Origin of the sequence: Lachnoclostridium phytofermentans ISDg (assembly GCF_000018685.1) — a bacterium.
Taxonomy (GTDB): domain Bacteria; phylum Bacillota; class Clostridia; order Lachnospirales; family Lachnospiraceae; genus Lachnoclostridium; species Lachnoclostridium phytofermentans.
Window position 1 is genome coordinate 308,455 of sequence record NC_010001.1, and the last position, 23,721, is coordinate 332,175.

The 23,721-nt window shown below is 36.9% G+C and carries 16 protein-coding genes; 12 read left to right on the top strand and 4 right to left on the bottom strand.

Translation table 11 applies throughout. From position 1 onward, the window contains the following. Window positions 1-41 precede the first annotated feature (41 nt). The gene (locus tag CPHY_RS01360) at window positions 42-443 is read left to right on the top strand and encodes a flagellar protein (RefSeq protein ID WP_012198279.1); all 402 of its coding nucleotides are present in this window, start codon (window positions 42-44) and stop codon (window positions 441-443) included. A 288-nt stretch (window positions 444-731) separates the two neighbouring features. On the opposite strand, the gene CPHY_RS01365 is transcribed toward CPHY_RS01360, so the two are convergent. Together CPHY_RS01365 and CPHY_RS01370 are read right to left on the bottom strand one after the other, a co-directional pair. Continuing rightward, complete coding sequence (locus CPHY_RS01365; protein WP_012198280.1) at window positions 732-1,571, bottom strand: CvfB family protein; 840 nt, start codon at window positions 1,569-1,571, stop codon at window positions 732-734. Window positions 1,572-1,583: 12 nt separating this feature from the next. Beyond that, window positions 1,584-2,297: an acyl-[acyl-carrier-protein] thioesterase gene (locus CPHY_RS01370; protein WP_012198281.1), complete on the bottom strand. Its 714-nt coding sequence runs from the start codon at window positions 2,295-2,297 to the stop codon at window positions 1,584-1,586. 299 nt (window positions 2,298-2,596) lie between these two features. Here CPHY_RS01370 and CPHY_RS01375 point away from each other — a divergent pair, with 299 nt between their 5' ends. After that, window positions 2,597-3,796, top strand: a complete 1,200-nt coding sequence (locus tag CPHY_RS01375) for a CPBP family intramembrane glutamic endopeptidase (RefSeq protein ID WP_012198282.1) — start codon at window positions 2,597-2,599, stop codon at window positions 3,794-3,796. On the opposite strand, the gene CPHY_RS21125 is transcribed toward CPHY_RS01375, so the two are convergent. Further along, window positions 3,786-3,962, bottom strand: coding sequence for a YjfB family protein (locus tag CPHY_RS21125; RefSeq protein WP_012198283.1), 177 nt, complete (start codon window positions 3,960-3,962; stop codon window positions 3,786-3,788). The genes CPHY_RS01375 and CPHY_RS21125 overlap by 11 nt on opposite strands. Before the next feature lie 103 nt (window positions 3,963-4,065). Here CPHY_RS21125 and trxB point away from each other — a divergent pair, with 103 nt between their 5' ends. From trxB to yfbR, 8 genes are all read left to right on the top strand, one after another. Next, window positions 4,066-4,992, top strand: coding sequence for a thioredoxin-disulfide reductase (trxB, locus tag CPHY_RS01380; RefSeq protein ID WP_012198284.1), 927 nt, complete (start codon window positions 4,066-4,068; stop codon window positions 4,990-4,992). Window positions 4,993-6,053: 1,061 nt separating this feature from the next. After that, window positions 6,054-6,590 carry a ribosome hibernation-promoting factor, HPF/YfiA family gene (gene hpf / locus CPHY_RS01385; RefSeq protein ID WP_012198285.1) on the top strand — a complete coding sequence of 179 codons (537 nt, stop codon included), beginning with the start codon at window positions 6,054-6,056 and terminating at the stop codon, window positions 6,588-6,590. A 386-nt stretch (window positions 6,591-6,976) separates the two neighbouring features. Beyond that, window positions 6,977-9,553: a preprotein translocase subunit SecA gene (gene secA, locus CPHY_RS01390; RefSeq protein ID WP_012198286.1), complete on the top strand. Its 2,577-nt coding sequence runs from the start codon at window positions 6,977-6,979 to the stop codon at window positions 9,551-9,553. Window positions 9,554-9,702: 149 nt separating this feature from the next. Further along, window positions 9,703-10,825 (top strand): peptide chain release factor 2 gene (gene prfB, locus CPHY_RS01395; protein ID WP_157668636.1). Its coding sequence is split into 2 segments (ribosomal slippage): window positions 9,703-9,777 and window positions 9,779-10,825, totalling 1,122 coding nucleotides; the frame shifts between segments, so codons are not numbered across the junction. A gap of 251 nt (window positions 10,826-11,076) precedes the next feature. After that, on the top strand, window positions 11,077-11,535 hold the full coding sequence (locus tag CPHY_RS01400) for a chemotaxis protein CheW (protein ID WP_012198288.1): 459 nt from the start codon (window positions 11,077-11,079) through the stop codon (window positions 11,533-11,535). 218 nt (window positions 11,536-11,753) lie between these two features. Further along, a complete protein-coding gene (gene uvrB / locus CPHY_RS01405) occupies window positions 11,754-13,742 on the top strand; it encodes an excinuclease ABC subunit UvrB (protein WP_012198289.1) in 1,989 nt (662 codons plus the stop codon). A 10-nt stretch (window positions 13,743-13,752) separates the two neighbouring features. After that, window positions 13,753-16,596: an excinuclease ABC subunit UvrA gene (gene uvrA, locus CPHY_RS01410; protein ID WP_012198290.1), complete on the top strand. Its 2,844-nt coding sequence runs from the start codon at window positions 13,753-13,755 to the stop codon at window positions 16,594-16,596. A gap of 40 nt (window positions 16,597-16,636) precedes the next feature. After that, a complete protein-coding gene (yfbR, locus tag CPHY_RS01415) occupies window positions 16,637-17,218 on the top strand; it encodes a 5'-deoxynucleotidase (RefSeq protein WP_012198291.1) in 582 nt (193 codons plus the stop codon). A gap of 104 nt (window positions 17,219-17,322) precedes the next feature. Here the strand turns inward: yfbR and CPHY_RS01420 are convergent, their stop codons facing one another. Then, complete coding sequence (locus tag CPHY_RS01420) at window positions 17,323-18,486, bottom strand: FprA family A-type flavoprotein (RefSeq protein WP_012198292.1); 1,164 nt, start codon at window positions 18,484-18,486, stop codon at window positions 17,323-17,325. A 742-nt stretch (window positions 18,487-19,228) separates the two neighbouring features. Between CPHY_RS01420 and CPHY_RS01425 the strand changes: the two genes are divergently transcribed. Further along, window positions 19,229-20,881 (top strand): vWA domain-containing protein, encoded by a 1,653-nt coding sequence (locus CPHY_RS01425; RefSeq protein ID WP_242657962.1) that lies wholly within the window; start codon window positions 19,229-19,231, stop codon window positions 20,879-20,881. Window positions 20,882-21,308: 427 nt separating this feature from the next. After that, complete coding sequence (guaA, locus tag CPHY_RS01430; protein ID WP_041703057.1) at window positions 21,309-22,844, top strand: glutamine-hydrolyzing GMP synthase; 1,536 nt, start codon at window positions 21,309-21,311, stop codon at window positions 22,842-22,844. Window positions 22,845-23,721: the final 877 nt, after the last annotated feature.

Consider the following 23,721-nt stretch of genomic DNA (forward strand, 5'->3'; position numbering starts at 1 on the left):
TCGCCCCAATACGCAGAATTGCGACAGAATGGAGGTTTAATATGGACGTAAGAAATTGTAGAAGTTGTGGAAAATTATTTAATTATCTCAGTGGGGTTCAATTTTGTCCTGCTTGTATGCGTGAATTAGATAAAAAGTTCGAAGTCGTAAAAAACTACATATATGACAATCCTAAAGCAAACATTCAGGAAGTGGCGGAAGTAAATGAAGTAACTGTGCAACAACTTAGACAATGGGTTCGTGAGGAGAGACTTGCATTTTCGGAGGATTCTTTGGTAGGCCTAGAGTGCGAAAATTGTGGTACTATGATCCGCACCGGACGTTTTTGCAATTTGTGCAAAGATAAGTTAGTAAATACACTTGGAAGCGCATATAAAACAGACGATCCAAAGGGATCAAAAGATTATCGAGATCACGCTAAAATGCGTTTCTTAGATAACTAATACCTCCATGGGGACATAAAGAAGCAGTTGGAATAATGAGAGTGGAACAATCTCTTAACTTATTCTGGCTGCTATTTTTAATTATTCATAACAAGGAAAAGTGTGCGAAGTGATTTTCCTTTATAAATCAAAAAATTTTGCAGCCGCCTGGAAAATGTTTTCGAAGGCTTGATGGAGAGATATTTTATAATTACATATCATAAGAAGGTTTGGAACCTTTTTGGATGTCAAAAAAAGCGTTGATGTAAGTGTATGTAGACACACTCGCACCAACGCTTTCTATAGAACCTATACTATTTGAATTCCATCCTCTAAAATCTTAATTTTATTATCTTTCATCAGACGACCAATAGCTCGTTTGAATGCATTCTTGCTTAGGTTAAATTCCTTCTTAATTGCATCTGGTTCGGATTTGTCATGGAATGGAAGGAAACCACCTGCAGCAGTTAACTTCTCATAGATTATCTCAGCATCGGAATCAAGCTGTAAGTAAGTCTTTTCGCGTAGACTTAGGTCAAGCTTACCGTCTGCTTGTACCATAGTAACACGTGCGGTAACCGTTTCACCTGGATTTAATTTCGTGTGTAGTTCCTTATTTGGGATAAGAGCTGAATATTTATTATCAACTGCAACAAATGCACCAAAGGCAGGAATGATTTCATAAACGATACCAGTAACCTTATCATCCTTTCCATAAGGTGAGTCTGTTTGCAACATGTCATAAATCTTCATGGTTGCACAAAGGCGTTTACTCTTATCAATATAAAGGCTTACAAGAACTTCTTCATCTGCTATAACAGGATGAGTCTGTTCTTTAAATGGTAAGAATAAATCTTTTGCAATTCCCCAATCTAAGAAGGCACCAATCGTGGTAACCTCTTTTACTTTTAATACGGCAATTTCTTTTAATGTTAGCTTTGGAGTAGTTTGTGTTGCGATTGGACGGTCTTCTGAGTCCTTATATACAAAGACAGAAAGTTGATCTCCGATCTTTGTTCCTGCTGCAACTTGGTTTTTTGGTAGCAGAATGGTATCTTCTTTTCTAGAATTATCGTTGTCTGCTAGATAAACACCAAAATCCGTCGTTTTAGCAACGGTAAGTGTTTGGATTTTTCCTAATTGAATCATAGTAATTCCTTTCTATACTGTAGTGCCATAAAAGGCAACGGTTACATAGGGTTGTCCTTCCTTATCGGAAAGAACTATGGTAATACAATCGTTCGTTTTTGATATTTTGGGATAGATGATATCTCCCAAAAGGGCTGATTTTCGGTAATCTGCTCTCATTTGTGTTATTTGGAAATTCTCATCGACATAATCGGTCGCCATTCGGATATACTGAGCATTGTTTACATGATTTAATACATCAATAAAAGAAGGCATTACCGTAAATGGAGTTAGGGAAGTTAATTCTTTTGGAACCCTAATTTTACGGTCAGCATACTCCATAGGATAAGCAGGTTCATTTCGATAAGCCTGATAATCCTCATCTGTAATCTTAACCGGACGATTTAGATTCGTGTCCATGAGCACCCAAATTGAATTTGCCACGGCAGCAACTTCTTTTTTTTCATCATAAAGAATAAAATTACGATATCCATAGATTCCATTATATTTATATGGCCATGTCCCAATGGTAATTTGTTCACCTATGGTAGGATAGCGGTTTATCACTAGTTGCCAAGAGCTCATAATCCATACTCGAGATCGCTTTGTTAATTCTTCGATACCGACACCTAAAGAATCCGATTGAAAATTAGAGCAATCTTGAAAATAGTTGATAATAGTTGACGCCGTCATAACTTTATTATGGTCAACCTCACTGTATCTTACTCTGCTGTCAAAACTATACATAAGAAAAGCCTCCACTGAACACGATTATTCACATTATATCACGTTTCTTCCAAAAATAACAAGAGTAGAGAAATCAACTTCCGATAAGAATAAAAATGTGGTATAATGTACTTAACAAGTTTGGGCAGTGATATAAGAATATACGATAAGTATACCCAGTGCCGAATGAAGTGAGTGCATAGGAACGGCATAAGTTGCCGTATATCATTTGAGCTTGAGAATATGGTATAATAAAAAAGAAGTACATTCAAATTAATGAACAAACCCATCAAAAAGAAATGAAAAACAGGAGGTCTGGGATGAACTACGTTAGAAAAATAAATATAGTATTTTTATTTACCATAACTACTATATTTATATCAAACTTTATACCTTTTAGAGACTTCGTATCAAATGAAGCATTTTTACTATTAATATCTCAAGCAATCATAGCAGGACCTTCTATTGTATTTTTAATCGTAGAAAGTAGGAGACAAAAGAGATTCTCAGATGGGTTGGAGATAAATTATTATTCTATGGGATATGGAACCGGGGAAGATAAAAAAAGCATTCGCGAGCAACTTTGTTTTCACAAGGTATCGTTATCAAATGTGATATGGCTTATATTATTTACTATCTGTATTACACCAGCAATCAACTTTGTGAATGCCATATCACGTATGTTTTCAGTGGCAGCAATTAATGATACGATGTTAAATATAACTCAAAAAAATACTTATTTGTTTGCACTATTTTGTGTAGCTTTCGTACCTTGTGTAATGGAAGAGATCGTATATCGAGGTTTATTTTATCAGGGATATCGAAGAGTGAATCCACTTGGAGCTGCATTTTTATCAGCCTTCTTATTTGGTATCTTGCATGGTAACTTGAATCAGTTCTGCTATGCTTTTGTTATGGGAATTGTATTTGCATTTGTAATAGAAGCAACAGATTCTATTCTTTCGACGATGATAATTCACTTTATCATGAATGGTTGGTCGATTACCTTAGTTTATGCTATTCCAAGACTAATTGAATATTTAAGGAATATGGCAAATGATGCGATAGCACGTGGTGACCAAGGATTAGCAGATTCTATTACGAAATTGATAGGTACGGATCAAGTTGATTTTAAGCAAGTACTTCAAGAGAGTGGTAATGCAGTGTTATCGGATACGAATTTCATTGATATCTTAAGAACTTATGGTCTTACCGCTTTATTAGGTGGAGTATTAGCTTTTTTGATTTATCGTAAGATTGCAAAGAATACTGGAAGATATGAATATATTAAAAGTCTATTTTCAAAGAATAAGGAGTATAGATTAGAAGGAAATCATTCTATTCCTGGCGATGAGTATAAAGGCGAAGGAAATCACTATATTTCTAGTGATGAGTATAAAGGCGAAGGGAAAGTAAAAGCTAGAGCCTTATTTACTCTCCCTCTTTTGATTGCAATCGCAATCTGTGTCTTTTTCTTAGTAATAAATGAACTCACCCTTCAGGGAATCATTAGCATGTAACGTCAATGGTTTGCCCAAGGTTTGGAGTTACGGATTGCTCCATTAACTTTGTGATGTTTTCACCCATCTCTTTTATGGAGCTTAGATTCATAGCTAACACAGCAGTGTTAACCTGAGTCATAAGATTTGCTTGGCTATTCGCCATGGATAAAGCAGCAATGTCCATAGATATACCACCTTTCTGTGTTTGTACACATGGGTTACATCGACATAACAATAAGGAAACTTTAGCAATAAATTGCTTATTATATAGTAAAGGAGTGTTGTATATGAATAAAATAATTCATGACCTGGCTATCATTGGTTCGGGTCCAGCAGGTTTAACTGCAAGTATTTATGCCTCAAGAGCAGAGTTAAATACCATAGTGATTGAAAAAGAACCAATGAGTGGAGGTCAAATCATCAATACGTATGAAGTGGATAACTATCCAGGAATTCCGGGTATTGGCGGATTTGATTTGGCAGTTAAATTTAGAGAACACAGTGATAAACTGGGTGCCACTCATGTTTATGGTGAAGTGAAGGCATTTGAAGTAGAGGATGGTATTAAGAAAATCGTCTTGGATAATGGAGAGGAATTTTACGCGAAATCACTTATTATTGCGACTGGAGCTGCGTCTCGTAAATTAGATGTTAAGGGAGAAGCAGAACTACAAGGCATGGGAGTATCTTACTGTGCAACTTGTGATGGTGCATTCTTTAGAGGAAAAACCGTTGCAGTCGTAGGCGGTGGAGATGTGGCCGTAGAAGATGCTATCTTTCTTGCGAGAATTTGTAAGGAAGTGCATGTAATTCATCGTAGAGATGAGTTTCGAGCAGCGAAAACATTTATTACAAAGTTATTATCTCTTGAGAATGTAACAGTTCATTGGAACAGTGTTGTCGATGAAATTGTTGGTACAGATGCTGTTAATGCAGTTAAGGTACGAAATGTTGCTACAGAAGAAACATCAGAACTTAATGTGGATGGTGTATTTATTGCGGTTGGTAATGTACCGAATTCTGAAGTATATACACCTGCAGTTGCTGTTGATAGGGGTGGTTATATTATTGCAGATGAAAGTTGCGAAACCAATGTTCCAGGTATATTCGCAGCAGGGGATATCCGTACAAAGGAACTTAGACAAGTAATTACTGCAGCATCCGATGGAGCGGTTGCGGTAACTGGTGTAGAGCGTTATTTAAATCACTTATAGAAATAACAGCAATAAGGGATAAGGAATAAAAAATTAAATAAGAGATCAGAAGTTATGATTGGAGAATGATTTAGGGCATAGTACTTCCCTATATTATTCTCCAATTTTATTTTAATACATAAAAAGAAGGTTGGGAATGTGTTAAATGATACACACCCCAACCTTTATTATAGAACCCAATATTCATTAATGACAAGATAAGTTTGTGAAGCGTAAATTTATCTTGTTCATGATAAAGATAATCTTACGTATTGTGGATTAATCTTGTTCATAATCAAGGATAAGTTTGAGTAGGTGTGGATTTTTTATATCGATGGAAGTGAAAATAGATAGAGATGTTATTATGAGTTAAATTGTCGTTGGTAGTGGCTCGATTTAGACAATAGAAAATGAGATAGATTGACATAAGGTAACAGAAAAATTCTGATAATTGTCAGAATACAAAGAAAATATAGAAATAAAATAATCTTCGAAAATCCTATTGACAAGAAAGAGCTTATACAAAGTGCACAAACCAATATTCAGATATGGTAATAAATTACAAATGATAAAAGGAAATAAAAAAAGTTTCCAAAAGATATCCACAATAAAAACATGGAAAATGACGTACTTTAAAAGTTATACACCGAGTTATCCACATTATCCACAGTGAATAACCACATTTGTCGTATAAAAAAATAATGTCAAGTTCGAATATGTGTTTTGTCATATGTGTAAAAATGTACAATCTGACTATTAATTTCAAAAGACGCACTTGACAATAGTATTGTCGGAAAAATGAGAAATTAAGATTTCATTTGCTTGGAATATTGTCGAATAATTTCGAATAAGTGGTTTATATAGAAAATTAAGTGAGATATTGCAAGTAAAGTTGAAACAAGAATCGACTTTATCCTGAATAAGTGGGACAATTTGAAGAAATATTGATAATTATTGGACAGAAGGTATTGTCTAACATTCTAAATAGTGGTATAATATTAGTAACATCATAAAGAAAGACATCAAGTATTAGTATTTGCCTTTATTATGTTGGAATATCAGACGATAAGGAGTTGGTCAGTATGCGTTATATAATCAGCGGAAAGAATATTGATGTAACAGAGGGACTTAAGAGTGCGATCTATGAAAAGATTGGCAAGTTGGAAAAGTATTTTAATCCAGAGGCAGAAATTCACGTTACATTAAGTGTTGAAAAAGATCGACAGAAAATCGAAGTTACTATTCCTATGAAAGGTAATATCGTCAGAGCAGAACAAGTAAGCAATGATATGTATGCTTCCATAGATCTTGTTGAGGAAGTAATTGAGAGACAACTTAAAAAGTATAAAAGTAAACTAAAAGACATGAATCAGTCCGCGGCAAACTTTAATCCATCCTTTTTTGAAGATGTACTAAATGAAGATAGCGATGAAGAGGATATTAACATTACTCGTGTAAAGAGATTTGCTATGAAGCCAATGGATGCAGAAGAAGCTTGTGTGCAGATGGAGCTTCTTGGACATAACTTCTACGTGTTCCGTAATGCGGAAACTGATGAAGTGAATGTGGTTTATAAGAGAAAAGGTAATTCTTACGGATTAATAGAACCTGAATTCTAAGAAAGGAGTAGGGATACACCTTATATCAAAAAGAAAAGAGTGTATTAGATAGGATATGCTAGTACAATATTATACAAAGGTAATAGAATGCTAACTGCATTCGGATAAGGCTGTTGTTAAGTAATACAAAGGGGAAGCCCTTTGGAACACTTAGTGGCAGCCTTGTTGCATTGGAAGAACAATACACACGAACCAAGTAATTTATTGTTGAATAGTAGAGATGTAAATGATACAATAGACCCTATAGGGTTTAAAAGCGATGGTAGGCACAAAGTAAGATACTCATCAAGTTGTAGAGTCCGCATGCTTACCTGCTTCTTACGTTCTAGCCTAGTTAGGTAGAATGCATGGGGCTTTACAATGAAATGTTAGGAGTGAAAACGTAAATGGGATTAATAAAGAAAATATTTGGAACACATAGCGAACGAGAGATAAAACTTATCCGCCCTACTGCAGATAAGATAGAGGCATTAGAACCGGATATGATGAAACTTTCGGATGATGAATTAAGAGGTAAAACTATAGAGTTTAAAAATCGTTTGAAAAATGGTGAGACATTAGACGATATCTTAGTGGAAGCTTATGCAGTAGTTCGAGAAGCTGCGAAGAGAACTCTTGGTAATAGAGCTTATTATGTTCAGCTATTAGGCGGTATCATTCTTCATCAGGGAAGAATCTCTGAGATGAGAACTGGTGAAGGTAAGACACTTACATCTACATTTCCAGCATATCTTAATGCACTTGAAGGAGAAGGCGTACACATCGTAACAGTAAATGACTATCTTGCAAAGCGTGACGCTGAGTGGATGGGTGAAGTTCATCGTTTCCTTGGTTTAAGTGTTGGATGTATCTTAAACGATATGGATAATGACGAAAGAAGAAAAGCATATAACTGTGATATTACTTATGCTACAAACAATGAATTAGGTTTTGATTACTTAAGAGATAACATGGTTATTTATAAAGAACAGCTTGTTATGAGAGATTTGCATTTTGCTATCATCGATGAGGTTGACTCTGTATTAATCGATGAGGCTAGAACTCCTCTTATAATTTCAGGTCAAAGTGGAAAATCAACTAGACTGTATGAAGCATGTGATATCTTAGCTCGCCAGTTAACTAAAGGTACTGCGAAAGAACTTTCTAAGATGGATATCATCATGAAAGAAGATGACCAAGAAACTGGTGATTTTGTTGTAAATGAGAAAGAGAAGGCTGTAAACCTTACCGCAGAGGGTGTAGAAAAAGTAGAGCGCTTCTTTAAGATAGAAAACCTTGCAGATCCTGAGAATCTTGAAATTCAACATAATATTATCTTAGCATTACGTGCTCATTACTTAATGGCAATCGATAAAGATTATGTAGTTAAGGATGACGAAGTATTAATCGTAGATGACTTTACTGGACGTATTATGCCTGGTAGAAGATATTCTGACGGTTTACACCAAGCGATTGAAGCGAAGGAACATGTAAAGGTAAAGAGAGAAAGTAAGACTCTTGCGACAATTACATTCCAGAACTTCTTCAATAAATACACGAAAAAATGTGGTATGACTGGTACTGCGTTAACCGAAGAAAACGAATTCCGTGAAATCTATGGCATGGACGTTGTGGAAGTACCAACCAATCGTCCTGTTGCCCGTATTGATAAAGATGACGCTGTTTATCGTACTAAGAGAGAAAAATTGAATGCAGTTATCAATGCAATCGTAGAAGCTCATAAGGCAGGACAGCCGGTGCTCGTTGGTACTATTACAATCGAAGCATCCGAAGAAATCAGTGAATTATTAAAGAAAAAGAATATTCCTCATAAGGTATTGAATGCGAAGTTCCATGAACTAGAAGCGGAAATTATCGCAGACGCAGGTCAAAAAGGTGCTGTAACCATAGCAACCAACATGGCTGGTCGTGGTACTGATATCAAGCTTGGAGAAGGTGTAACAGAACTAGGTGGTCTTAAGATAATCGGTACAGAGCGTCATGAATCCAGACGTATTGATAACCAGTTACGTGGTCGTTCCGGTCGTCAGGGTGACCCAGGTGAATCTTGTTTCTACATCTGTTTGGAAGATGATTTAATGCGTTTGTTTGGTTCAGAACGTTTAAATACAATCTTTAAGTCACTTGGTTTACCAGAAGGTGAGCAGATCGAGCATAAGATGTTAAGCGGTGCTATTGAGAAGGCACAAAAGAAGATAGAGGATAATAACTTTGGTATCCGTAAGAATCTTCTTGAGTACGATAAAGTAAATAATGAGCAACGTGAGATTATCTACGCTGAAAGAAGGAAAGTATTAAACGGCGATAGTATGAGAGATGTTATCTTTAAGATGATTACAGATAACGTAGAAACCTGCGTAAATACTAGCATTAGCGACGACCAGCTTCCAGAAGAATGGGATTTAGCAGAATTAAATCAGATGTTACTTCCGATTATTCCAATGGAGCCTGTGGAGTTAAAAGATAATGAATTAAGACATATGAAGAGAAATGAATTAATTCATATGTTAAAGGAAAAAGCAGTTAAGTTATACGAAGAGAAGGAAGCAGAATTCCCAGAGAAAGAACATTTAAGAGAAGTGGAACGTGTTGTACTTCTTCGTGTGATTGACCGTAAATGGATGGATCATATCGATGATATGGATCAGTTACGTCAAGGTATTGGCTTACAGGCATATGGTCAGAGAGATCCTAAGACAGAATATAAGTTTAGCGGTTTTGAAATGTTTGACACCATGATTAATGCCATTACAGAAGATACTGTAAAAGCTTTAATGCATGTTCGTATTGAGCAAAAGGTAGAACGTGAAGAGGTTGCTAAGGTAACCGGTACAAACCGTGATGAATCTGTAGCTAAGGCACCTGTAAAGAGAGCGACCAAGAAAGTTCAACCCAATGATCCATGTCCATGTGGAAGTGGTAAGAAATATAAGCATTGCTGTGGCGGAGTTGGTAGAATCTAATTCACACCACTTCACAGGTTTATGATAGTGGAAACAAGAAAAAGTACGCGGAGCGAACTTTTTCTTGTTAGGAGGAAAGCGGATGTTATATCCGCTTTTCTAGGGTGGTGAAGTCACTCTGAAAATCTAAAAAGAAATGAGGTGGTTAGATGGTTGAATTGGATCAATTTAAATATACACTGAGTCAATATGATAAGCCTCTAATCGAAGTGGGGGATTCACTTTGACCTCGCTAATAAGAGGCTGAGGATTGAAGAAATTGAAGGAATTATGGAGGAACCAAATTTTTGGGACTCCCAAGAAAAGTCACAAGCTTACATGAAAGAGTTAAAGAATCTGAAAGATATTGTTTCGGAATACAATGGTTTAAAACAACAATATGATGATATTTTAACTTTACTTGAGATGGGATATGAAGAAGAGGACCCTGATCTGATTCCTGAAATTGAGCAGGAATTGGAGCAGTTTATTGATGCTCTTGAGGAGTTAAGATTAAATACCCTATTATCCGATGAATATGACAAAGATAATGCGATACTTACGCTGCATGCAGGTGCGGGCGGAACAGAGAGCTGTGACTGGGCAAGTATGTTATATCGTATGTATCAGAGATGGGCGGATAAGAAAGGATATACTACAGAACTTTTGGACTTTCTTGACGGTGAAGAGGCTGGTTATAAATCTGTTACACTTCAGATTAATGGATTGAATGCATATGGTCACTTAAAATCGGAACGAGGGGTTCATCGTCTTGTTCGAATCTCTCCGTTTAATGCAGCCGGCAAGAGACAGACCTCTTTTGTTTCCTGTGATGTTATGCCTGACATCGAAGAGGATATTGATATTGAAATCAATGATGACGATTTGCGTATTGATACGTACCGTTCTTCTGGTGCAGGTGGCCAGCACGTTAACAAAACATCATCTGCGATTCGTATTACCCACATTCCAACCGGAACTGTAGTGCAATGTCAAAATGAGCGTTCCCAGTTTCAAAATAAGGATAAGGCGATGCAGATGTTAAAGGCAAAACTTTATCTAAAGAAAAAGGAAGAAAACGCGGCAAAAGAATCAGGAATTCGTGGTGAGATTAGGGATATTAATTTTGGTAACCAAATAAGATCCTACGTACTTCAGCCATATACCATGGTGAAAGATCATAGAACGAATACGGATGTATCTAATGCACTTGGTGTACTGGACGGAAACATAGATCCGTTTATCAATGCATACCTTAAGTGGATTCATTCTTCAAGCGATGAGGAATCCTAGTTAAATGTGTGGAAGTAATATTCGGGCACTTTTAAATGTGAGGGAGTAACATTCGTACACTTTAAGAAAATTTAAATCTATTTATGGAAATGAATTTTGAAATTCGACTTTTTCGATTTTGAATTTTATAATAGCTTTTCTTAATAAAATGATGAAATTTGATTTACAGAGAAATGTTTGTACCTACGTAAACTTTTTGTACAAACATACGATAATTTAAATGCGCGATAGCGCAGGAATGGAGGGTTAGTATGGAAGCAACAAAACAAGTAGTGTTTAAACTAGGAGGGGAAGAGTACGGATTCGATATTTTAATTGTAAATGCAATTGAAACATATCATGGGGTCGTGCCAGTACCTAATGCTCCAGACTATATCCTCGGCATTTTGAATCTGAGAGGAGAAGTTATCCCAGTATACAGCCTCCGTGTGAAATTTGGATTGCCTGAAGTGGAGTCTACAACCTCTCAATTGATTGTTACCAAAACAAATGGTATGACCGTTGGGTTCAAAGTAGACGCCGTGGATGGTATTGTCGAATTTAGCGCGAAAGATTTGAATGAAGTTCCTATCATTATCAAGAGTAAGAAAACAAAGTATGCAAAACTAGTAGCGAATAAAAATGGTAAGATGATTGTTCTTTTGGATCATGATGGTATTCTTGATGATGAAGAGCATGAGTCAATAACACGCTTATTAGAGAAGCAATAGGAATCTCTATTCGTGTAGTATTGTATACGATAAAGTAAAATTTAGCTATAATAAAAATCGGTTTTTGCAGGTGGTTAATCACTTGAGAAATCGATTTTTTTAATTAAATTGTTATAGGAAAGCTTCGAACAAACATTCGAAAAATATTGCATCTAAAATATGGTTATGATATAATGACTAATAATTAGTATGGACAGAGTTAGACAGGAGAGGCAAACATGGATCATTTTAAATTAGTGTCGGAATTTGCACCGACTGGAGATCAGCCTGAGGCGCTAGAGGCCTTGGTGAAGGGGTTTGAAGAGGGTAACCAATTTGAAACCTTACTAGGTGTTACTGGTTCTGGTAAGACCTTTACGATGGCGAATGTCATACAAAGGTTGAATCGTCCTACGTTAATCATTGCACATAATAAAACGTTAGCAGCACAGTTGTATGGTGAGTTTAAAGAATTCTTTCCAGAGAATGCGGTAGAATACTTTGTTTCTTATTACGATTATTATCAACCGGAGGCTTATGTGCCATCAACGGATACTTATATAGAAAAAGACTCTGCTATTAATGATGAGATTGATAAACTGCGTCACTCGGCGACTGCAGCATTGACAGAACGACGTGATGTTATTATAGTGGCATCCGTGTCTTGTATCTATGGACTTGGTAGCCCGGTTGACTATCAGAACATGACACTTTCCCTTCGTCCTGGTATGATAAGGGACCGCGATGATGTGCTTCGCCGTCTTGTTGAGATTCAATATACAAGAAATGATATGGACTTTAAACGTGGTACTTTCCGCGTTCGAGGTGATGTTGTTGAGATATTTCCGATTACTGGAACAGATTTGGCATACCGAGTTGAATTCTTTGGTGATGAGGTAGAACGTATTACAGAGATTGATGTTTTAACCGGAGAGATTAAGTGTACGTTAGAGCATATGGTTATCTTTCCAGCATCTCATTATGTTGTATCCAAAGACAACCTTGAGAGGGCGATTGTTAATATTGAAGAAGAGTTAGAGGATCGAATTCGGTACTTTAAGAGTGAGGACAAGCTATTAGAGGCACAGAGAATTTCAGAGCGTACCCATTTTGACATTGAGATGCTCCGAGAAACTGGTTTTTGTTCTGGAGTAGAAAACTATTCGATGCATCTTGCTGGTTTAACACCAGAGAGTACACCACATACTCTAATTGACTATTTTCCAGATGATTTTCTGATTATGGTAGATGAGTCCCATATTACAATTCCACAGGTACGAGGAATGTATGCAGGTGACCAGTCAAGAAAGACTACCTTAGTTGATTTTGGTTTCCGTCTTCCATCTGCAAAGAGTAACCGACCATTAAACTTTACGGAATTTGAAAGTAAAATTAATCAGATGCTATTTGTTTCTGCTACACCGAATGTATATGAGAAAGATCATGAGCTACTTCGTGCAGAGCAGATTATACGTCCAACAGGTCTCCTTGATCCTGTTGTTGAGGTTAGACCGGTACATGGGCAGATTGATGATTTAGTTTCTGAAGTGAATAAGGAAACTGCGAAGAAGAATAAGGTCATGATTACTACGCTGACTAAGAGAATGGCAGAAGATTTAACGGATTATATGAGAGAGTTAGGTATTCGTATTAAGTATCTACACTCTGATATTGATACCTTAGAACGTTCTGAAATTATCCGCGATATGCGTATGGATGTATTTGATGTATTGGTTGGAATTAACTTATTGCGTGAGGGTCTTGATATCCCAGAGATCAGCTTAGTTGCGATTCTTGATGCGGATAAAGAAGGATTCTTACGTTCTGAAACATCGTTGATCCAGACGATTGGACGTGCTGCCCGTAATGCAGAGGGTCGGGTTATTATGTATGCAGACAGAATCACCGATTCAATGGATAAGGCACTGAGGGAGACAGAACGTCGTCGTAAGATTCAGGACGAATACAATGAGAAACATGGTATTACGCCACAGACAATTAAGAAAAAAGTACGTGAACTTATCAGCATTTCCAAGAAAGTAAGTAAGGAAATGTATGATATGAATATAAAAGACTACGAATCTATGAGCCGCAAGGAATTAGAGGCTGTGGCGAAGAAATTAACAAAAGAAATGCATACGGCAGCAGCGGAATTGAATTTCGAGCTTGCTGCAGAGCTTCGTGATAAATTGCTAGAATTAAAAAAGCAAATTAATGAGTTAGAATAGAGGTTAAATGATGGCTGATAATAAACACTTTATCAAAATCCGCGGTGCCAAAGAACATAATCTTAAGGGAATCAGTGTGGATATTCCAAGAGATGAATTCGTTGTTCTTACGGGACTTAGCGGTTCAGGTAAATCCTCTCTCGCATTTGATACCATCTATGCAGAGGGGCAAAGACGATACATGGAATCATTATCGTCATATGCAAGACAGTTCCTTGGTCAGATGGAGAAACCGAATGTGGAAAGTATTGAAGGGTTATCTCCTGCAATTTCCATTGATCAAAAATCTACGAATCGTAACCCAAGATCTACGGTTGGAACAGTAACGGAAATTTATGATTATTTTCGTTTGCTCTATGCAAGAATCGGTATTCCGCATTGTCCTATCTGCGGAAAGGAAATTAAGAAACAGACCGTTGACCAGATGGTAGATGAGATTATGAGATTACCAGAAGGTACGAAGTTACAGCTTCTTTCTCCCGTAGTACGTGGAAGAAAGGGTGAGCATACAAAGATATTTGAGCAGGCAAAAAAGAGCGGTTATGTACGTGTGATGGTAGATGGAAATCTATATGAACTAACCGAAGAGATAAAACTGGAAAAGAATAAAAAGCATAATATTGAAATAATGGTAGACCGTATCGTTGTAAAAGCTGGTATTGAAAAGCGACTGACAGATTCCGTAGAGAGTGTGCTCAAATTAAGTGATGGGCTTCTTATAGTTGACGTTATTGGAGGAGAACAGTTAACATTCTCTCAAAGCTTTTCTTGTCCAGACTGTGGTATTAGTATGGAAGAGATGGAGCCAAGAACCTTCTCCTTTAATAATCCATTTGGAGCGTGTCCGGAGTGCCATGGTATTGGTATTAAGATGGAGTTTGCAGAAGAATTACTAATCCCGGATACTTCACAAAGTATTGATGAAGGTGCGATTGCTGCTATGGGCTGGGCATCCGTAACGGATAAAGGAAGTTATACAAGAGCTACGATGGAAGCGTTGTCAAAAGAGTATGATTTTAGTCTAAGCACTCCTTATCGTGACTATCCGGATAAAGTTAAATATATTATTATGCATGGTACAGATGGAAAAACTGTCAAAGTTCATTATCAAGGGCAACGTGGTGTTGGTGTCTATGATGTGGCATTTGAAGGTTTAATTCGAAATATGGAGCGCAGATACCGCGAAACTGGTTCAGAGACACAGCGTGCGGAATATGAGACATTTATGAATACGACTCCATGTAAGGCATGTAAAGGAAAGAGACTGAAACGAGAGGCTCTTGCTGTTACTGTTGGTGATAGGAATATTGCAGAGGTAACTGAAATTTCTATTCGTGAACTTCATGAATTCATGAATCAACTTACTTTAACTTCAATGCAATTAAAGATTGGTGAGCTGGTATTAAAAGAAATTCGTGCTAGAATTGGCTTCTTAATGGATGTAGGTCTTGATTATTTAACACTTGCCAGAGCAACCGGAACATTATCCGGTGGAGAAGCACAGAGAATTCGTCTGGCAACTCAGATAGGTTCAGGATTAGTTGGTGTTGCCTATATTTTGGACGAGCCAAGTATTGGCTTGCATCAAAGAGATAATGATAAACTCTTAAAGACTCTAAAGCATCTGAAAGAGCTTGGGAATACGCTGATTGTAGTTGAGCATGATGAAGACACAATGTTTGCAGCAGATTGTATTGTAGATATTGGTCCTGGTGCAGGTGAGCATGGTGGTGAAGTTGTCGCTGTTGGTACAGCACAGGAAATCATGGACAACCCAAACTCTATTACTGGTGCTTACTTAAGTGGAAGAATTAAGATTCCAGTACCAAAGGTAAGAAAAGAGCCAACAGGGTTCTTAACTATTAAGGGAGCAAAAGAGAATAATCTTCGTAATGTCAATGTAGATATTCCTCTTGGTGTGATGACCTGTGTAACAGGGGTATCGGGATCTGGTAAGAGTTCCTTGGTAACACAGATTTTATATAAACGTTTAGCAAGAGATTTAAATCGAGCTCGTTGTATTCCTGGAAAACATGACGATATGATTGGTATTGATAAGCTTGATAAAGTCATAAACATTGACCAGTCACCAATCGGACGTACTCCTAGATCTAACCCTGCTACTTATACTGGTGTTTTTGATCAAATCCGTGATTTATTTGCAGCAACACCAGACGCAAAGATGAAGGGATACAGTAAGGGACGCTTTAGTTTTAATGTTAAAGGCGGACGTTGTGAAGCTTGTAGCGGTGATGGTATCATTAAGATAGAGATGAACTTCCTACCAGATATCTATGTTCCTTGTGAGGTGTGTGGTGGAAAACGTTATAATCGTGAGACATTAGAGGTTCGATATAAAGGTAAGAGTATTTATGATATTCTTGATATGACGATAGAAGAAGCAGTGAAGTTCTTTGAGAATGTACCTTCCATTAAGAGAAAGATTGAAACCCTTAATGATGTTGGACTTTCTTACTTAAAGCTTGGTCATCCATCGACTTCTCTTTCTGGTGGTGAAGCACAGCGTATTAAGTTAGCCACAGAGTTAAGTAAGCGTAGTACTGGAAAGACAATCTATATCTTAGATGAGCCAACAACAGGTCTTCATTTTGCAGATGTTCACAAGTTGGTAGAGATCTTACAAAGACTCTCGGAAGGTGGTAATACGGTCGTAGTCATAGAGCATAACCTCGAAGTGATTAAGACTGCGGACTATATTATTGATATTGGACCAGAAGGTGGAGACAAAGGTGGTACTGTAATTGCGAAGGGTACTCCGGAAGAGATTGCGAAAGTGAAAGAATCTTACACGGGTTATTATCTTAAAAAATATCTGGAAGAGGTAAGGGAATAAGTTAAGAAATAGATATTGTGCAAAAGAGGGGAATACAGTTATGGAGTATCATTTTTATGCAATGATGTCAAGAATGAAGTATATTGAACGATGGGCATTGATGAGAAATGCAATTTCTGAAAATATCAGTGAACATTCACTTGAAGTTAGTATGCTGGCTCATGCACTTGCTGTGATTGGGAAGAAAAGATTTCATAAAGAGTTAAATGCAGAAAAAGCTGCGTTAATAGGTTTGTATCACGATGCAACCGAGATAATTACAGGAGATATGCCTACACCAATTAAGTACTATAATCGCGATATCTTGGGAGCATTTCAAAAGATTGAGGAAAATGCTGCGAATCAACTTCTTGGAATGTTACCAGAAGATATCAGAGAAGAGTATCATAGCATCTTCTTTCCAGAAGAAGCGGAAAGCTATCTGTGGAAACTCGTAAAAGGAGCAGATAAATTATCTGCGCTGATTAAGTGCATGGAGGAAGAAAAGACTGGTAATACGGAATTCGTGAAAGCTAAGGCTAGTATCGAAGAGGCTTTGGAGAAGATGGAATTACCGGAGGTTGAATTATTTATGAAAGAATATCTTCCTTCCTATGCAAAGAGTTTGGATGAGTTGAGGTAAAGAGACAAGAAGGAATAAATAAAAGGACAATACCAGATTATAATGCTAATAGCAGAAAATCTGAGATTGTCCTTTTTGTTTATAACAAGGAAATTACGTAGTAATTATAATTCAGCTACCTTATCCTCAATTTCACGTAACTGGTCATGGGTAGGGATATAGTTAATCTTAATAGGATCTAATACCATCTCATAACCTAAGGATGCTAACTTTGCATGTACTGCTGGTACACTTTGTCCTCCCCAACCATAAGAACCGAAGGCGAATGCTTTCTTGTTCTTTAATGTTAATCCTTCTAAGTAGCAAAGGAATGAAGCAACTGTTGGGAGCATGCAATGGTTAAGGGTTGGAGAACCAACGATAATATAATCAGCTTTTAATACCTCGGACATAATATCAGAGATATGAGTCTCTTTTAGGTCGAAAAGATGTGTAGTAAGTCCTTTACGAGAAAGTCCCTCTACAATAGAGAAAGCCATCTTCTCTGTAGAATGCCACATGGAATCATAGATAACCAATGCTTTCTCCTCATTCTCACCGCTTGACCATTCTTTATATTTATCAATAATATCTTTTACATGACTTCTCCAGATAACACCATGACTGGTTGCAATCATATCTATATCTAAAGCTTCAATTAGCGGAAGGGTTTTCTTCATCGGTAACTGGTATGGTTGAATAATATTTGCGTAGTACTTCAAAGCTTCTTGCATTGCTTTATCTAAGTCTACTTCATCGTCAAAACGCTTATTTGTTGCATAATGCTGACCAAATGCATCATTGGAGAACAGAATCTTCTCTTCTGGACAATAAGTCACCATATTATCTGGCCAGTGAAGCATTGGTGTTCCTATAAAAGATAGAGTACGTTTACCAATAGAAAGAGTATCTCCGCTCTTCACAGGTAGATAGTTATAATCCTTGCCATAGTGTGCCATTAAACCTTTCAAACCATTTGGAGCTGAGGTAACAAGGGTTGCATTTTTAGCGACCTCCATAACACCTGGAAGTGCACCAGAGTGATCCATCTCCACGTGATTAGAAATTACATAATCAATCTTAGCAGGATCAATGATTTCACGGATACGATTTAATAATTCTTCTGTAAAGCCAACTTTAACTGCATCAATTAAAGTGATCTTCTCGTCAATAATTAAAAATGCATTATAGGTAGCTCCGCGATTGGTGGTGTAGCCATGGAACATGCGAACGTTCCAATCAATTGCTCCAACATCGTAGATACCTGGTTTCAGTTCAACTTTATTCATAAGTAGCCTCCTAACAAAATAAATAAATATATGATGACATTACGTCTTAATAAATATAGTAATGATGGCGCTGACAATATGTAATTTCAAAACAGCGCAAAACCTCATAGTCTGTTTAAATTGTAACATATTTGCCTTAAAAGTAAATAGTGAAACATAGCAAAATACTACGAATTCTTTCGATTAATGTGCCATTTTTAACAAAAATTACGGAATTCGTATTATATATTTTGGTACGCTTATCTAATTTACATAAATACATTAAAAATTAGAGGATAAAGAAGAGGAAAAAGTAGAGTAAACAGAGGGGTATTACATATAAGAATAGCGTTATGCACTCCCCCTATGGTAAGGGATTTTTATTAGTTTGGTTTTATATCTCTCCTTTGTTAAATGTTAAATTAAAAACAATTCCCAGATCCTTTGAATAGCTTTAAATTGCAACACTAAATTCTGGTTTTTCACTTAATAAATGATGTTTCTTTATTAAAATACAAGAAAATGCTCCGCAAATGTTATTGATGGAACAATCTGTAAATAGTTATCGTCTAATAGATAATCGCGATGGTACTAAGGATAAGGATAACCAAAATTAAATCAATTTAGAACACACGCTGCCGTTCGATAAAAAAAATAGGGTATTACTCGGAATCTAATAAAGAGAAAGTATTAGATAAAGGTAGGGGCTATGAATAGGTGTGCAGCGTAAGGAGATTTCTTTGTTTGGAGAGGAGTTGGAATGATGAATCAGAGTAGAGTTTTAAAAAGAATAGCACTTATACTTAGCATTATATTAATATTGCCAAATGTCGTGGCATGTTCAAGTAAGATGGATAGAGAAAATAGTACTACAGGGCAGAATGGAAGTAAGAGTAGTTCGGATATTAATTTTGGATCTCAGGTAGCATTACAGGATACCACATCGCTATCGAAAACGGAATCGGATGGCTTATATGTATCTTATAAGTTAGATGGGGACAATAGTAATAATATGGATTTTTCAACCGAGGAATACAATGCAGTAATAGAACAGGGTTACCAATCAACGAAGAATCATCCGTTATCAACCTTTTCAGCAGATGTGGATACGGCTTCTTACAGTAATATTCGTCGTATGCTAAAGGAAGGCAGAAGGGTGGATACCGGAGCTGTAAGAATAGAAGAAATGCTCAATTATTTTAACTATGATTATAAATTACCAGAAGGAGATTCCCCATTTGGAATAACAACGGAGCTATCTGATTGCCCTTGGAATCCAGATACCAAGCTATTCCTAGCTGGGATTCAGACAGAGAAGATTGATTTTTCCAAGAGCGCACCTTCGAATTTAGTATTTTTAATTGACGTGTCAGGTTCGATGATGGACGAGGATAAATTGCCTTTGGTTCAGCGAGCATTTTTATTATTGACTGAGAATCTTACAGAAAAAGATAGAATTTCAATTGTTACGTATGCAGGAAATGATACTGTTGTGTTAAGCGGAGCGAAGGGCAACCAAAAGGAGAAAATACAAAACGCTATCACCGAATTAGAAGCTGGCGGCAGCACTTTTGGTAGTAAAGGAATAGAGACAGCTTATCAATTAGCCATGGAAAATTATATCGAGGGTGGAAATAACCGCGTGATCTTAGCAACAGATGGTGACTTAAATGTTGGTGTCACCAGCGAAAGTGAGTTAACCAATCTGATTGAGGAGAAGAGAAAGAGTGGTGTCGCACTTTCCGTACTTGGTTTTGGAACTGGAAATATCAAAGACAACAAGATGGAGGCTCTTGCAGATCATGGAAATGGAAACTATGCTTATATCGATTCCTTAATGGAAGCAAGAAAGGTATTAGTAGAGGAAATGGGTGCTACCTTAGTTACGGTTGCAGGCGACGTAAAGTTTCAGGTAGAGTTTAATCCTGCAAAGGTGAAAGGGTATCGTTTGTTAGGGTATGATAATCGTTTACTTGCAACGGAGGATTTTAACGATGATACCAAAGATGCTGGCGAGGTAGGTGCAGGGCATTCGGTAACCGTGTTATATGAACTTGTGCTAGAAGATTCTAAGATGGAGATTCCTGAAACTGAATTAAAATATACGACGACAGAGCCGACAAATATGGTGGATGAATTACTAACCGTTAATATTCGCTATAAAAAGCCTGGTAAAGATAAATCAATTCTTATGTCAGAACCAGTGGGAATCAATCAATTAGCAGACACCCGGACAGATAACCTGGCATTTGCTACTGCTGTAGCAGAGTTTGGGTTGTTATTAAAAGATAGCGAGTATAAGGGAGACGCTACATTTTCTAAAGTTTTATCACGATTAGAAGAGACTAATTATAAACAGGATGAATACCGTGCAGAGTTTTATCAATTAGTTAAGTTGGCAAAAGATATCTATTAAAAGGCTATGTTGTCTGCATTAAGCTTCTAAAATGCTGTTACTATCATAATTCTGTCGAAGTGCTGTGTACTTTTGGTATGAAAATTATAGATTCTGTGGAAAAATATTTTTATACTAGAACATTTGCAAAAAATGTTGTAAAATGAGTGACATAGATTTTGAAGGTTTATGGAAACATAAGAAGGTAACAAATAATGGTTAAAGTATGAAGAGAATTTTTAAGGTGCTAAAAGACGCCACCTAAGAAATTCTAAAACTTCACACTGGAAGAATAAAAATGAAATCCATTGGAATTTCATTTTTATTTTTCCGGTTCATTGTTTGTGTCGCCCGTGTGAATTCGCACGTCTACTAAACAGGCATGTTTTCAGGTGTTTCTATAATTTGGTGAAATTTGATAGAGAAAGCATATTAGGAGGAAGCAATTGTGAATAAGGAAATGGTAATTGTACTTGATTTTGGTGGACAGTACAATCAGCTGATTGCAAGACGTGTCAGAGAATGTAATGTTTACTGTGAAGTTATGCCTTATAACATCAGTTTGGAAAAAATAAAAGAATTAAATCCAAAGGGTATTATTTTTACCGGCGGACCAGCAAGCGTTTATGCGGAAGGTGCTCCACATTGTGATAAGGGTATATTTGAGTTAGGGATTCCAGTGCTTGGTATCTGCTACGGCGCCCAGTTAATGACACATCTTCTTGGAGGATCAGTAACGAGCGCTGAGGTAAGAGAATATGGTAAAACTGAGATTAAGGTGAATACCACTTCTAAATTATTTAAAGACGTTGCTGAAAATACAATCTGTTGGATGAGCCATACAGACCATATCAAGACTCCTGCAGAAGGATTTGTAGTTACTTCAAGTTCCGATTCCTGTCCAGTGGCCGCAGTTGAAATGGTAGATAAGAAGCTCTATTCAGTGCAGTTCCACCCAGAAGTAGTTCACACACAAGAAGGTACTAAGATGCTTCGTAACTTCTTATATGAAGTATGTGAGTGTAACGGTGACTGGAAGATGGCATCCTTTACAGAGGAATCCATTCAGGCTTTACGTGATAAAATCGGTGATAAGAAAGTACTTTGTGCTTTATCCGGTGGTGTAGACTCCTCTGTAGCAGCAGTTATGATCTCTAAAGCAGTTGGAAAGCAGTTAACCTGTATCTTCGTAGACCACGGTTTACTTCGTAAGAACGAAGGTGACGAGGTTGAGCAGATCTTTACAACTCAGTTTGATGTAAACTTTGTACGTGTAAATGCACAGCAGAGATTCTATGATAGATTAGCTGGAGTTACAGATCCAGAAACAAAACGTAAGATTATCGGTGAGGAATTCATCCGTGTATTCGAAGAAGAAGCAAAGAAAATTGGAACTGTTGATTTCTTAGCACAGGGAACCATTTACCCAGATGTTATCGAATCCGGTCTTGGCAAATCCGCAGTGATTAAATCCCACCACAACGTAGGTGGTCTTCCAGAGCATGTTGATTTCAAGGAAATTGTAGAGCCACTTCGCCTTCTCTTTAAAGATGAAGTTCGTAAGGCTGGTTTAGAGCTTGGAATCCCAGAAAAATTAGTATTCCGTCAACCATTCCCAGGACCAGGACTTGGTATCCGTATCATCGGTGAAGTTACTCCTGAGAGAATTAAGCTTGTTCAGGAAGCAGACGCTATCTACCGTGAGGAAATTGCCAATGCAGGTCTTGACCGCAGTATCGGACAGTACTTCGCAGCATTAACAAACATGCAGTCTGTAGGATGTATGGGTGATGAGAGAACTTACGATTACGCAATTGCACTTCGTGCAGTAACAACAACTGACTTCATGACCGCTGAGTTTGCTGAACTTCCTTGGGAGTTACTTGGCAAGGTTTCAAGCCGTATTGTAAATGAAGTTAAGGGTGTTAATAGAGTACTTTATGATTGTACGGGGAAACCACCGGCAACGATTGAGTTTGAGTGATTTTTTAAAGCCAGCAGCGCCTTGATTTATCAAGATCTAAGTCAAATCTGCTAAGGAAGTCAAAAGTAAAATTTAATTATTTAACTTTATAGACATCATAAATAAGGAACGAGAGTTTCTCCTTCCTTATTTATGATGCTTTTTTAATTGTGCAATTATTATGTAATATAGGCATCTTTAAGCTTTGCATAGTAAATATATAAAATTTACTCAAGCCTGCAATTTTTGTAACTTTATAGGATTTGTCTCAATTTCTACTTTTTCACATTGTCATATACTACGTTTGCTTAAGGGGGATTGTCTGTAAATGGTATCGTGAAAGTTATCAGAGATTATTATGATATGTGTGATCATGAGTATAATTTTGACGATCTGATGAGTGAGGCAGGTATAATAATATAAAGTAGCTCAGCGTGATAGAATCCATGAGGTGGTAAGATAGATAGAGATAGGGGGAAGGTAAATTCAGAAAGTAGGCGGTAAGCATATCATAAAGCAGGGGCAATAAGTTCCTTTTTTTTACGTTTACTTCCATTAAATCATATTTAAAATGACGGAATTTGGTTGCTAATATGACAATTTAGAGATACAATAATTGTAGTTGTGTAAAAACAGAAAGTTCTATATTTTAGAGGAAAATGTATGTCTGAAATAAATGAAAAATGGCTGAGTATAGATGAAATATCAGAGTATCTAGGCGTAACAAAAGATACTATAAGAACTAGATTAAGAAGACAGATATACCATCACATAAACAGGAAGACTTTGAAAAGTTAGAAAGTGGTAAAAGTGAACTGTATGACCAGATTTTTAGAAAGGTTAAGTTGGATAATAGAGAGGTTTAGAATTAAATTACTATTTATTAGAGGGTGTTGTT